Source organism: Actinomadura sp. WMMB 499 (assembly GCF_008824145.1).
Classification (GTDB): domain Bacteria; phylum Actinomycetota; class Actinomycetes; order Streptosporangiales; family Streptosporangiaceae; genus Spirillospora.
The window spans coordinates 5,556,011-5,569,382 of the sequence record NZ_CP044407.1 but is presented as its reverse complement, the minus strand read 5'-3'; the positions used below and the strand labels follow the sequence as shown (position 1 = coordinate 5,569,382).

The following is a 13,372-nucleotide window of genomic DNA, read 5'->3' as shown; positions in this document are numbered from 1 at the left end:
CCGTCGGCATTGTGACCCACATACCCCCTGCGGGGGAAGATGTGCCCGAAACTTGACCGGCTCGCTACATCAGGAACAGCACCGCCAGCACGATCACCGCGAGGATCACGACGCCGACGCCCGCGGTGATCAGGACGACCTTCTTCTTGCCGCCTCCGGAGGAGGCGTCCCCGCCGCCGTACCCGGCCTGCTGCCCGTACTGGCCGGGCTGCCCCGGCTGGCCGTACTGGCCCGGCTGGCCGTGCTGGCCGTGCTGGCCGGGGGCGCCGGGCGCTCCGGGCGCCTGGCCGTAGGGCTGCTGCTGACCGAACTGGAGCGCCCCGTGCTGCTCGTCCGGCGCACCGCCCTGTCCGAACGGCGGGTACTGCTCGCCGGTGCCCTGCCCCGGAGCCTGCCCAGGCGCCTGCCCGGGGGCCTGGCCGGGCGCCTGCTGACCGTACTGCTGGTCATAGGGCTGCTGCTGCTGGCCGTACTGCTGCTGCCCGTACGGCGGCTGCTGGCCGAACTGCTGGGCACCGCCCTGCGGCGGCTGTTGCGGCTGCTGGCCGGCGGGCTGGCCCCACTGCTGCTGGCCGAGGTCCATCACGGTGTGGTCGGCCAGGCCGCCGCCGCCCGACTCGGCGGGACGGCCGTGCCCGGACGGGTCGAACGCCTCCGTCGCGGGCGGCTCGTCCGGACCGCCGAGGCCCTGCGGCTGCTGCTGCCCCGCGCCCTCGCCGGGCGGCGGGACCATCAGCGTCCGGTCGGTCTCGAACTGCCCCGGCTGCTGCGGCTGCCCCGGCTGGGACTGGTGCGCGTCGGGCGACCACGGTTCCGGCGTCGCGGGCGGGGCGGGCGACTGCCACGGTTCGGACGGCGGTTCCTGCCTGCGCTCGGGACCGGTCGCGACCGGGATGTCGGTACCGGGCGACCAGTGCAGGGTCGCCTGGTCGTCCACCACGGGACGGGGCTTCTCCTGCTCGCCCGTGCCGGGGCCCGGGACGATCTGCGTCCGGTCGGCGAGCGACTGCTCCGGCTGCTCAGGGGGCGCCTGGGGAGCGGGCGGCTCGGACGGCGGCGGGCCCTCCGGCCCACGCGGCTCGACCGGCGGGAACCCGCCCGTGGACGTCCCGTAGGGCTGCTGCTGCCCGAACGGCGGCTGCTCCGGCGGGGAGCCGTATGCGGGCTGCTGCGGGTACCCGGGCTGCTGCGGAGGCTGCCCGTACTGCTGCTGCTGCTGTTCCGGCGGCGGATACCCGCCGGCCTCCTGCGCGGGCCGGCCGTACGGCTGCGGCGGAGGGGGCGGCGGCTGCTCGCCCAGCTGCTGGACGGGCTGTTCCACCATGGTCGGCGGGGGCGGGGCCACCGGGCGCTCCCCCTGCGGCTGCCCGTACGGCGGCTGCGGCGGGGCGGGCGGCGGCTGCTGCCCGGCGGGCGGCTGCTGCGGCGGGGCGGGGGGCTGCTGCGGCTGCTGCGGCGCGGGCTGTTGCGGCGCGGGGCGGGCGGTCTGCCCGCCGAGCTGCGGAGCGCCGAACACCACCGTGCGCTCGCCCAGCGGACGGGCGGGAGGCTGCTCTCCCTGCCCCTCCGGGGGCGTGACATGGCCCTCGTCTTCCGGCAACGGCCGCTGCGGTCCCTGCGCGCCGTCATTCTCGGTCATCGTCGGGCTCCTTCAGCGCCGTCGTCCCGGGGCTCCTCGGCTCCCGGTGCGCCCGGAGACGCGCGGCGCATAACGCGGTCTCCGGACATGATCTCGGTTTCCCCTCGTAGCTGTCTCGCCACGCGTGGGCATTCTCGGTCCCCAGACTGCCCCGTTCGCCGGTGCGATCGCAAATCACCACCCTGCGCTAGGAATCACCCTCCGAAAACGGGTGCCGCCCAGTCCACAATGCATCGCCGCGGCGACGATCACCACCCCTCGCGCCCCCGGACGTCGGCTCCGCCACGGGCGTCCCGCGCCGCGCGCCCGGCCATGACGAGGATCACGACCCCGATCGTCCCGAAGGCGGCGTTGCCCGCGAGGTCGGCCGCCGCCGTACAGCGGCGCCGGCACGAGCCCGAACGGCAACTCGCTCGCGGACAGGTTGCCGAGGAGGTACTCGCCGACGAAGGGGGCCAGCTGGAAGAGGCCGATCACCGGGGCGTTCCGCCGAATCACCGACATGCGACCGAACGTAGGCTCCGCGCGAGGCGGCGGCCGAAAGCGCGGGACCGGACCGGCCTTGGTCGACGCGCCGCCGTCCACAGAGCGACCGGACGGGCGAAGGCCCGCCCCACAGGCTGTGGAGCGGGCCCGTGACGTGGCCCTCAGCCGGTGGCCCGGCACTCCACCTCGGCCCTGCGCTCGGTCATGCCGAGCTGGACGCTGGAGGTCACGCACGCGCGCTGCTTCTCGTTGAGCTGGAGATCGCCGCACACGGTGGTGCTCGCGTAGGTGCGGCAGTCCCTGGTCTGCTGCGTCTGCTGCTGCGGCTGGGCGGCCGCGGCGGTGCCGCTCACCACCCCCGCGGCGACCATGGCGGCGGCGACCAGGGCTCCAGTCATGACCCTCTTCATGCGTTTCCTCCCCCGAAATGCATGTTTGTCGGCAATGACGTAAGTCCCCGGCCCCTCGTGGAGCAAAACGCGGTCAAACGTCAAGAAAACGACGAATTCCCCAGGTCACGGGGCCGCCGGCAGGGCGTCGACGAAGTCGCGCACGACCGTCCGGTCGTCGCCGCGGCGCCACGCGACGGCCAGTTCGGACGGCGGCAGGCCGGTCACCGGGACGGCCCGGACGCCCGGCCGGCGGTAGATCGCCGCGTTCCCGGCGGCCGGCAGGACGATGCCGCTGCCCTCCTCGATCGCGGTGAAGGTCTCATCGGCGTTGGCGACCGTCGCGCCGATCCGCGCCGGACGGCCCCCGCGGTGCGGGCCGCCGAGCCAGTGGTCGCGCAGCGGGCCCGCGCTCTCCGGGAGGGCGAGGAACGGTTCGTCCAGGAGCTCGGCGAAGTCCACCGCGTCGCGTCCGGCGAGCCGGTGGTCCTCGCGGAGGGCGACCCAGCGGTCCTCGCGGGCGACCACGCGCAGGTGGACGGTCCATGGCAAACGGTTATCACGCGCGGTATTGGACGCGGTAGCGCCTGCGGGCACATGATCGTCCCGTCGCTGGCGAGAGGAGCCGGAAGAATGATCGCGCTGGTCACCGGAGCGAACCGGGGCATCGGACGGGAGGTGTGCGCGCAACTCGCGGGACGCGGGCACACCGTCGTCGGGGCCGCCCGCTCCCCCGGCTCCGTCCCCGCGGACGTCCGTCCGCTGAGGCTGGACGTCACCTCCGCGGACGACGCCGCGCGGGCCGCGGCGGAGATCGGCGAACGGTACGGCCGCCTCGACGCCCTCGTGAACAACGCCGCGATCACCTACGACACGTGGCAGCGCGCCGCCGACGCCGACCTCGACACCGTCCGGGAGGCCGCGGAGACGAACCTCTACGGCGCGTGGCGGCTGGTCCAGGCGATGCTGCCGCTACTGCGCGCGAGCGGGCACGGCCGGATCGTCAACGTCTCCAGCGAGGTCGCCTCCCTGACGAACATGGGCGGCGGCACCCCGGCCTACACCGCGTCCAAGGTCGCCCTGAACGCCCTCACCCGGATGCTCGCCGCCGAACTCCGGCACGACCGCGTCCTTGTCAACGCCGTCTGCCCGGGGTGGGTCGCCACCGACATGGGCGGCCCCGGCGGGCGCCCCGTCGCCGACGGCGCCGCGGGCGTCGTCTGGGCCGCCACCCTCCCCGACGACGGCCCCACCGGCGGCTTCTTCCGCGACGGCCGCCCCCTGCCCTGGTGAGCCCGTCCCGGCCTACCCGCTGCGTGATCGTTGCCTACGTCGCACAACCGTGTCACGCGGGCGATACATCATGTGCCTCACGCGACACTGTGAGCGATACTTACGCTGCGTAATCATCTCTGGTGGCGCCGGGTCGACAGCGCGGTTCGGCCCGGCACCCCCCCCGAACTGACCCCTCCCCGCCGCACGCCCGAGTTCCAAGATTCTTGAATGTTCATCGAACGGACGCGAAGGATCTTCGTTCCCATCGGGTGACGCACTCCGGCCCTTCTTAGCGTCTGCGCACATGCGCGATCTTCGAACGGACGGGACGACGCCCCGGATCCGCCGCCTGCGGACGGCGCTCGCCTGCATCGCCCTCGCCTGCGTCCTGCCCCTTCTCGACGCGAGCCCGGCTCGGGCGCACCCGTTCGGCGATCCGCAGACGCTCGAGGTGAGCGCCGAAGGGGCGACCGTGCACGCGCGCTGGCGGGCGGCGGGCGACGACCTGACGGCGCTCGCGCTCGCGCTGCGGGTGCTGAAGGCCAAGCGGACCTACGTCTTCAAGGACGGCGCGCTGGTACCGGAGGAGTCGGACGAGTCGGACGCGGTCACGCTCGCGAAGTCGGGGAGGTTCGGCGAGTACCTGGTGAAGAACATCCAGGTGAAGTCGGGCGGGACGGCGTGCACGGGCAGGTTCGTGTCGGCCGCGAACCTCGCCGAGGACGGCGCCCGGCTGGAGTTCGACTGCCCGGCCGCGGTGGCGTCGGCCGAGGTCACCGTGCGGACGCTCCTCGACCTGCATCCCGCGTACCGGACGCTCGCCAGCGGCGACGGCGGCGAGCGGCACACCTACACCGGGTCGGAGCCGACGCACACGTGGTCGCTGGACGGCTCGTCGGCGGCCCGGACGCCGGGGACGGTGCTGCGGCTGGGCGTCCCGATCGCGGTCGTGGCCGCGGCGGGCGCCGGGGCGTTCTGGTGGCGGCGCCGCCGGAGCGCGGCGTGATCGGCGACGGGTTCGGCGACCGGCTCGTCGCGTTCGTCGACTCGCCCGGCTTCGCTCCGGCGGCGATCGTGGTGGCGTTCCTGGCCGGGGCGCTGCACGCGATCGGACCCGGCCACGGCAAGAGCCTCGCGGCCGCCTACCTGATCGGGACGGACGGGCGCGTGCGCGACGCCGCGTACCTCGGGGCGAGCGTCGCGGTGATGCACACGGTGTCGGTCCTGGTGATCGCGGTCGCGTGGACGTTCCTCTCCCTCTCGGACGTGATCCGGATGGAGGAGTTGACGGGCGGCCTGCAGGTGGTCGTCGGCGTCTCCGTCGTCGTCCTGGGCGGCTGGCTGCTGCACCGCCACCTCACCAGAGCCCCCGGGCACGACCACGGCCACGGCCACGGCCACGGGCACGGGCACGGGCACGGGCACACCCACGGCCCCAGCCGTCCCGGCCTTCTCCTCCTCGGCGCGGCCGGGGGCCTGACCCCGTCCCCCTCGGCCTTCCTCGTCCTCATCACCGGCCTGTTCAGCGGACGCTCCGGCCTCGCGCTGACGCTCGTCATGATCTTCGGCGCCGGGATGGCGGCGGTGCTGTGCGCCGTCGGCCTGACCGCGCTCTACGGCCGCGCCCTGGTGCTGCGGGTTGGCCGTTCCCGTGCCGCCGTGCGACTCGCGTCCCGGCTGGCCCCCCTGTTCGCGGCATCCGGCATCACCATCGCCGGCTGCGCGATCACCGCGGTCGCGGTGAGCAATCTGGTGGCACTCTAGAAAGGCAAGGAATGAGATCACGTCACAGAACGTGGCGACGTCTCCGTGCGCCCGTGGCGGCGCTCGCGGGCCTGGCGCTGGCGTTCACCGGCGCCGGGGCCGCGTTGGCGGCGACCGGGACCGTCGAGGACGGCATCTGGCTCTCGGTGAAGGACGGCGACGTCCTGACCGGGCAGGTCCCGCTGGCGGCGACCGACCGGGAGGGCGGCGGCGAGCCCGTCTCGCTGTCGATCAACGGCGACGAGCAGGAGACCGCGCAGGCCGAGGCGAAGATCGACGTCGTCTTCGAGGCCGACGGCTGGCAGGCCGGCGCGGGGCACATCAACACCGTCTGGGTGAACGGCGCGAAGGTGGCGCAGCCGCCCGGGGACGTGTCGGGCTACACCTCGATCCGGGCGTCGGTCCCGGCGTCGGCGTTCAAGGCGGGCGGGAACACGGTCCGCGTGCTCACCGGCAGCAAGACGATGCCGGACGACCCCGTCAACAACAACGACGACTTCAACGTGCGGAACCTCCGGCTGGAGTTCGCGGACGCGACGAGCGCGGCGGACCCGTCGGTGTCCCCGTCGACGGTCGTCCGGATCGGCGACAGCGCGAACATGTCGACGTCCCACGACTGGGCGATCGACATGCCGGCGGAGCAGTTGCTGGCGCAGACGACCTATGCGTGGAACACGACCGCGCTGGAGGCCGGCACCTACACGGTGACGGCGACGTCGTCGGACGGCGACCGCAAGGCGGAGGCCGAGGTCCACGTGGACCACGGCGCCCCTGTCACCATGGGCCTGGCCGACGGTGCCGTGGTCAGCGGGGCCCGCGAGATCGTCGCGGCCTCGGACGGCCCGGTGAAGATCGGCGTCGACGGGACGGAGCTGCCGACCGAGGCGCGGCCGTCCGCGGACCCGACGTTCGTCTTCGAGGCCGACGGCTACCAGACCGGCAGCTTCCGCAACACGGTCTGGCTGAACGGCGAGATCGTCGCGGAGCCCGAGGTCGGGACGGTCAACAGCTACGGGAACGTCGAGGTGACGATCCCGATCGACAGGTTCGTGAACGGCGAGAACCGCATCCGGGTCCGCACCGGCAGCGGTGTCGACCCGGTGGACGAGGCCGGCGAGAACAACAACGACGACTTCAAGATCCGCAACGCGCGGCTGGAGTTCGGCGGCGGCCGCACGGTCACCGACCCGTCGGTCCCGCCGACGCAGATCATCCCGGTCGGCGACAACATCACCCCGAAGGCGTACTACAAGGAGTTCGTCCTCGACGTCCCGGGCTCCTACCGCACGGAGTACGCGGCGGTCTGGGACAGCTCCCAGGTGGCCGACGGGACGCACGAGGTCGTCGCGACGAAGGAAGGCAGCGTCCGCAAGGCGACCGCGACCGTGACCGTCGACAACACCGTGCCCGAGGTGACGTTCAACAGCCCGGTGGCCGGCCAGCGGTACAAGGAGAAGCCGTTCGTCATCGACGTGACGGCGGACGACCCGCACGGCGTCGAGTCGCTGGAGCTGTCGCTGGACGGGAAGCCCGTGAGCAACGGCGACCGGCTCACCGCCGACGACCTCAAGGACGGCGAGCACACGCTGGTCGCCGAGGCCGTCGACGAGCTCGGCAACGAGGGCGAGCGGAAGATCACGTTCTCGACCATCGGCAACTACCCGCTGGCCCCCTCCGGCCCCACGCCGGGCAACGGCGCGACGGACGTCTCCCCGAGCGGGACGACGCTCGGCGTGACCGTCGAGGACCCGGCGGGCGACGCCATGGACGTCGCCGTGAAGTGGGCCTACACGGGCGACTACGGAGCCGGGAACAACACGGCGACGCAGGGCTCGTCGACGGCGGCGACGCCGGAGCGGGCGGCCGGGGAGGCCGTGGACGAGGCGGCCTACGAGGCGCTGAAGGCCAAGGACGGCGAGGTCACCACGACCGAGGGCGACCGCGCGTACCCGTTCCAGCAGTTCGAGATGGAGGTGCCGTCGAACCTGGCGGCCCAGCGGTACACCGTGAACTGGAACGGGACGGTCCCGTCCGGTCAGCGCGCGGCTCTGTCCGTCTGGAACTACGCCGACCAGAAGTGGCAGCTGCTCGCCGACGGCGAGGGCGGCAAGGAGCTCGCGCTGAGCGGGCAGGCGAGCGTCAACGACACCGTCCGCGGCGGCAAGGCGCGGGTGATGGTGCAGGACGTCGCCGCGTCGGTGATCTCCGAGCAGGACGCGACGTTCGCGTGGATGACCGACACGCAGTTCTACTCCGAGCGCGAGCCCGAGACCTACCAGAAGATGGTGGACTGGGCGATCAAGAACCGGTACGCGAAGGACATCGGGTACGGCGTCCACACCGGGGACATCGTGCAGACGGCGAGCCAGGCCCAGGAGTGGACGAACGCGTCCCGGATCATGAAGACGTGGGACGACGCGAACTTCCCGTACGGGATCGTTCCCGGCAACCACGACATCGGCAACGGCCACTACGAGGTCTACCGCACGCACTTCGGCGAGTCCCGCTACGAAGACAAGCCGTGGTTCGGCGGCACGGTGGACGACAACGTCCAGCACTACGACATCGTGTCGACCCCCGGCGCCGACTACCTGGTCCTCTACCTGGACTGGAGCCTGGACGACGCCGAGGTCGCCTGGGCCGACAAGATCATCAAGGCGCACCCCGAGCACAACGTGGTCATCGGGACGCACCAGTACATCACGGTCGGCGGGGCCTACTACGGCCCCGGCCAGCGGATCTTCGACGAGCTGGTCCTGCCGAACGCGAACGTCGACATGATCCTGTCCGGGCACGTCGCCGGCGTCGCGCTGAACGTCAAGCGCGAGGGCGAGCGGGTGATCGTCGAGGTGCTGGCCGACTACCAGGGCGTGCCCACCGCGGGCGGCGGCTGGATGCGGACCGTCGGGTTCGACACCGAGAACCAGACCGTCGACAACGAGACGTTCTCCGTGCTGACCGACGGGAACCACTACTACGACCCCGAGCTGGAGAACTTCACCGCCCCGCTCGCCCTGGAGGCGCCCACCCGCAAGGTGAGCACCGACTACGTGGGCATCACGGCGAAGACCACCACCACGGTCGGAACCGTGCGGGACGCCGAGTCCGGATCGGAGATCTCGGTCCCGGCGGGCGAGCTGAAGCCCGACACCCGCTACAGCTGGTACGTCGACGCGACCGACGCCGACGGCTACCGCACCACCTCGCCCGTCTGGTCGTTCAGCACCGGCGAGAACCGCACCGCCACGTCGCTGTCCGTCCGGGACGAGAGCACCGAGTTCGGCCGGGACACCCGTCTCCGCGCCCGCGACCTGCCCAAGGACGCGACCGGCACGGTCGAGTTCGCCACCGGTGACGGCACGGTGCTGTGCGACGCGGAGGTCGACGGCGGGCGGGCCGATTGCCGTACGCCGGCCGACCTGGGCGCAGGCACCTACGAGGTGACGGCGCGGTACTCGGGCGACGGCGAGTACGGTGCGTCGTCGGCGAAGCTGACGCTGACCGTCGCCAAGGCCGACCCCGACCTGGGCGGCGACGGCGACGCCCGCGGCGAGCGAGCGACGCTCGAAGCCGAACTGGACGAGCGCGCCACCGGCACGGTCGTCTTCCAGGCGGCCGACGGGACGGAGCTGTGCACCGGGACGATCGAGAAGGGAGCGGCCACGTGCTCGCCGGACTCGCTTCCGGACTCAGGCGACGTGACCGTCCGGTACGCGGGTGACGCCAACTTCACCGAATCGACCGACACCTTCACCCCGCGCCGCTGACGCGGCCCCAAGGGAAAGGCCCGGCTCGCCGGACCGCCTCCAGCGGTCCGGCGAGCCGCGCCGGAGGTGCCCGCCCCCGATAGGGCACACGTGCAAAGGGCGAGGCCCCTTCCGACGTCGGTCGGAAGGGGCCTCGCCTTGCGCGTCGTCAGTGCGCGAAACCGGAGAACCGCAGGTTACCGGTTGTACTGCCCGAAGTCGTACTCCTCCAGCGGCACGGCCTCGCCGGAGCCCTGCCCGAAGGCGTACTCGGCGCCGTCGTCGTAGGAGCCGACGGAGTACACCGCGGCCTTCGCCTCCTCGGTGGGCTCGACCCGGACGTTGCGGTACTGCGGCATGCCGGTACCGGCCGGGATGAGCTTACCGATGATGACGTTCTCCTTGAGGCCGAGCAGCGGGTCGCTCTTGGCGTGCATCGCGGCCTCGGTGAGCACCCGGGTCGTCTCCTGGAAGGACGCCGCCGACAGCCACGACTCGGTCGCGAGCGAGGCCTTGGTGATGCCCATCAGGACGGGACGGCCGGCGGCGGGCTGGCCGCCCTCGGCGACGACGTTGCGGTTCGTCTCCTCGAAGATCGGCCGCTCCACCAGGTCGCCCGGCAGCAGGTCGGTGTCGCCCGACTCGAGGATGTTCACCCGCTTCAGCATCTGGCGGACGATGATCTCGATGTGCTTGTCGTGGATCGACACGCCCTGCGACCGGTAGACCTCCTGGACCTCCTGGACCAGGTGGAGCTGCACGGCGCGCGGGCCGAGGATGCGCAGCACCTCGTGCGGGTTGATGGCACCCGCGATGAGCTGCTGGCCGACCTCGACGCCCTCGCCCTCCTTCACCAGGAGGCGGGACCGCATCGGCACCGGGTAGGCGATCTCGTCGGACCCGTCGTTCGGGACGATGACGACCTTGCGGGCCTTCTCCGTCTCGTCGATCTTGACGCGGCCGGCGACCTCGCTGATCGGGGCGACACCCTTGGGGATGCGGGCCTCGAACAGCTCCTGGACACGCGGCAGACCGTGCGTGATGTCGCCGCCGGCGACACCGCCGGTGTGGAACGTCCGCATGGTCAGCTGGGTGCCGGGCTCACCGATGGACTGCGCCGCGATGATGCCGACGGCCTCGCCGACGTCCACCCGCTTGCCGGTGGCCAGCGAGCGGCCGTAGCAGGCGGCGCAGACACCGATCTTCGCCTCGCAGACCAGGGCGCTGCGGGTGCGGACGCTCTCCACCCCCGCGTCGACCAGGCGCGTGACGACCGAGTCCGACAGGTCGGTGTCGGCCGGGAAGATCACCGTGCCGTCCACCTCGACGTCCTCGGCGATGGTGCGGCCGACCAGCGCGGTCTCGGTCGTGGCGAGCTTGACCAGCGTGCCGTCCGGCAGCCGCTCGCCGACCTCGAACGGGATCGTGCGGTCGGTGCCGCAGTCGACCTCGCGGACGATGACGTCCTGCGCGACGTCCACCAGACGACGGGTCAGGTAACCCGAGTCGGCGGTCCGCAGCGCGGTGTCGGCCAGACCCTTGCGGGCGCCGTGCGTCGAGATGAAGTACTCGACGACCGACAGGCCCTCGCGGAACGACGACTTGATCGGCCGCGGGATCGTCTCGCCCTTCGGGTTCGACACCAGGCCGCGCATGCCGGCGATCTGCCGCAGCTGGAGCGGGTTACCGCGGGCGCCCGACTGGATCATCATCCAGATCGGGTTGTCCTTCGGGAACGCCTCCTCCATGTTCTTGGCGACGTCGGCCGTGGCCTTGTTCCAGATCTCGATGAGCTCCTGCTTGCGCTCGTCATCGGTGATCAGGCCGCGGTTGAACTCGCGCTGCACCTTCTCGGCGCGGGCCTCGTAGCCGCCCAGGATGTCCTGCTTGCCGGGCGGGGTGATCACGTCGTCGATCGCGATGGTGACGCCCGACCGGGTCGCCCAGTGGAAGCCGGTGCTCTTGAGCGCGTCCAGCGAGTTGGCGACGGTGACCTTCGGGTAGGTCTCCGCCAGCTCGTTGACGATCGCCGAGAGCTGCTTCTTGCCGATCTCCGCGTTCACGAACGGGAAGTCGGCGGGCAGCGCCTCGTTGAACAGCGCGCGGCCGAGCGTGGTCTCCAGCCGGTACGGCTGCGACGGGTCGTAGCCCTCCGGGGCCGTCCAGCCGCGAGGCGGCGGGGCGTCCTTCAGCCGGATGCCGATCTTGGCCTGCAGGTCGAGTTCGCCCCGGTCGTAGGCCATGATCGCCTCGGACACGGTGCCGAACGCGCGGCCCTCGCCCTCGGCGCCGTCCTTCTCCGTCGTCAGCCAGTACAGGCCGATGACCATGTCCTGGGTGGGCATGGTGACGGGCTTGCCGTCGGACGGCTTGAGGATGTTGTTCGTGGACAGCATCAGGATCCGCGCCTCGGCCTGCGCCTCGGCGGACAGCGGCAGGTGCACCGCCATCTGGTCGCCGTCGAAGTCCGCGTTGAACGCGGTGCAGACCAGCGGGTGGATCTGGATGGCCTTGCCCTCGACCAGCTGCGGCTCGAACGCCTGGATGCCGAGGCGGTGCAGGGTCGGCGCCCGGTTCAGCAGCACCGGGTGCTCGGTGATGACCTCTTCCAGGACGTCCCACACGACCGGGCGCGCGCGCTCCACCATCCGCTTCGCGGACTTGATGTTCTGCGCGTGGTTCAGGTCGACGAGCCGCTTCATGACGAACGGCTTGAACAGCTCCAGCGCCATCTGCTTGGGCAGGCCGCACTGGTGCAGCTTCAGCTGCGGGCCGACGACGATGACCGAACGGCCCGAGTAGTCGACGCGCTTGCCCAGCAGGTTCTGGCGGAACCGGCCCTGCTTGCCCTTGAGCATGTCGGACAGCGACTTCAGCGGACGGTTGCCCGGCCCGGTGACCGGGCGGCCGCGGCGGCCGTTGTCGAACAGCGCGTCGACGGCCTCCTGCAGCATCCGCTTCTCGTTGTTGACGATGATCTCGGGCGCGCCGAGGTCGAGCAGCCGCTTGAGGCGGTTGTTGCGGTTTATCACCCGGCGGTACAGGTCGTTCAGGTCGGACGTGGCGAACCGGCCGCCGTCGAGCTGCACCATCGGGCGCAGGTCCGGCGGGATGACCGGGATGCAGTCCAGCACCATGCCGAGCGGGCTGTTGCGGGTGTTGAGGAAGGCGGACACGACCTTCAGCCGCTTGAGGGCGCGGGCCTTCTTCTGGCCCTTGCCGGTGCGGATGATGTCGCGCAGCTTCTCCGCCTCGGCGTCGAGGTCGAAGTTCTGCAGCCGGGCCTGGATGGCCGCGGCGCCCATGCCGCCCTCGAAGTACCGGCCGAACCGGTCGCGCATCTCGCGGTAGAGCAGCTCGTCGCCCTCGAGGTCCTGGACCTTGAGGTTCTTGAACCGGTTCCACACCTCGTCGAGGCGGTCGATCTCGCGCTGCGAGCGGTCCCGCAGCTGCTTCATCTCCCGCTCGGCGCCGTCGCGGATCTTGCGCTTCTGGTCGGCCTTCGCGCCGGCCTCCTCCAGCTCGGCCAGGTCGGCCTCCAGCTTCTGCTGGCGGGCCTCGACCTGCGCGTCGCGGGCCTGCTCGATCTGCTGGCGCTCCACGGAGATGTGGGCCTCCAGCGTCGGCAGGTCGCGGTCGCGGCGCTCGGCGTCCACGCTGGTGATCATGTAGGCCGCGAAGTAGATGATCTTCTCGAGATCCTTCGGGGCCAGGTCCAGCAGGTACCCCAGGCGCGACGGGACGCCCTTGAAGTACCAGATGTGGGTGACCGGAGCGGCCAGCTCGATGTGGCCCATCCGCTCGCGCCGCACCTTGGCGCGAGTGACCTCGACGCCGCAGCGCTCGCAGATGATGCCCTTGAACCGGACGCGCTTGTACTTACCGCAGTAGCACTCCCAGTCGCGGGTCGGACCGAAGATCTTCTCGCAGAAGAGCCCGTCCTTCTCCGGCTTGAGGGTCCGGTAGTTGATCGTCTCCGGCTTCTTCACCTCGCCGTGGGACCACTGGCGGATGTCGTCGGCGGTCGCCAGGCCGATGCGAAGCTCGTCGAAGAAGTTGACGTCAAGCAACGT

General features: G+C 71.6%; 8 protein-coding genes. 4 read left to right on the top strand and 4 right to left on the bottom strand.

From position 1 onward, the window contains the following. Positions 1-64: 64 nt before the first annotated feature. The 3 genes from F7P10_RS24960 to F7P10_RS24950 form a co-directional block, all read right to left on the bottom strand. On the bottom strand, positions 65-1,639 hold the full coding sequence (locus F7P10_RS24960) for a hypothetical protein (RefSeq protein ID WP_151012737.1): 1,575 nt from the start codon (positions 1,637-1,639) through the stop codon (positions 65-67). 647 nt (positions 1,640-2,286) lie between these two features. After that, a complete protein-coding gene (locus tag F7P10_RS24955) occupies positions 2,287-2,523 on the bottom strand; it encodes a hypothetical protein (protein ID WP_151012735.1) in 237 nt (78 codons plus the stop codon). A 117-nt stretch (positions 2,524-2,640) separates the two neighbouring features. Next, entirely contained in the window at positions 2,641-3,066 is a 426-nt protein-coding gene (locus tag F7P10_RS24950; RefSeq protein ID WP_218040137.1) for a LysR substrate-binding domain-containing protein, read from the bottom strand. An 81-nt stretch (positions 3,067-3,147) separates the two neighbouring features. Here F7P10_RS24950 and F7P10_RS24945 point away from each other — a divergent pair, with 81 nt between their 5' ends. The 4 genes from F7P10_RS24945 to F7P10_RS24930 all read left to right on the top strand — a co-directional run bounded on the left by F7P10_RS24945 (position 3,148) and on the right by F7P10_RS24930 (position 9,320). After that, positions 3,148-3,807 carry an SDR family NAD(P)-dependent oxidoreductase gene (locus tag F7P10_RS24945; protein ID WP_151012731.1) on the top strand — a complete coding sequence of 220 codons (660 nt, stop codon included), beginning with the start codon at positions 3,148-3,150 and terminating at the stop codon, positions 3,805-3,807. 286 nt (positions 3,808-4,093) lie between these two features. Next, entirely contained in the window at positions 4,094-4,795 is a 702-nt protein-coding gene (locus F7P10_RS24940; protein ID WP_151012729.1) for a hypothetical protein, read from the top strand. Further along, positions 4,768-5,553 carry a cobalt transporter gene (locus F7P10_RS24935; protein ID WP_151012727.1) on the top strand — a complete coding sequence of 262 codons (786 nt, stop codon included), beginning with the start codon at positions 4,768-4,770 and terminating at the stop codon, positions 5,551-5,553. The genes F7P10_RS24940 and F7P10_RS24935 overlap by 28 nt, the downstream gene beginning before the upstream one ends. Before the next feature lie 53 nt (positions 5,554-5,606). Next, positions 5,607-9,320: an Ig-like domain repeat protein gene (locus F7P10_RS24930; RefSeq protein WP_151012725.1), complete on the top strand. Its 3,714-nt coding sequence runs from the start codon at positions 5,607-5,609 to the stop codon at positions 9,318-9,320. 176 nt (positions 9,321-9,496) lie between these two features. Here the strand turns inward: F7P10_RS24930 and F7P10_RS24925 are convergent, their stop codons facing one another. Further along, positions 9,497-13,369 carry a DNA-directed RNA polymerase subunit beta' gene (locus tag F7P10_RS24925; protein ID WP_151012723.1) on the bottom strand — a complete coding sequence of 1,291 codons (3,873 nt, stop codon included), beginning with the start codon at positions 13,367-13,369 and terminating at the stop codon, positions 9,497-9,499. Positions 13,370-13,372: the final 3 nt, after the last annotated feature.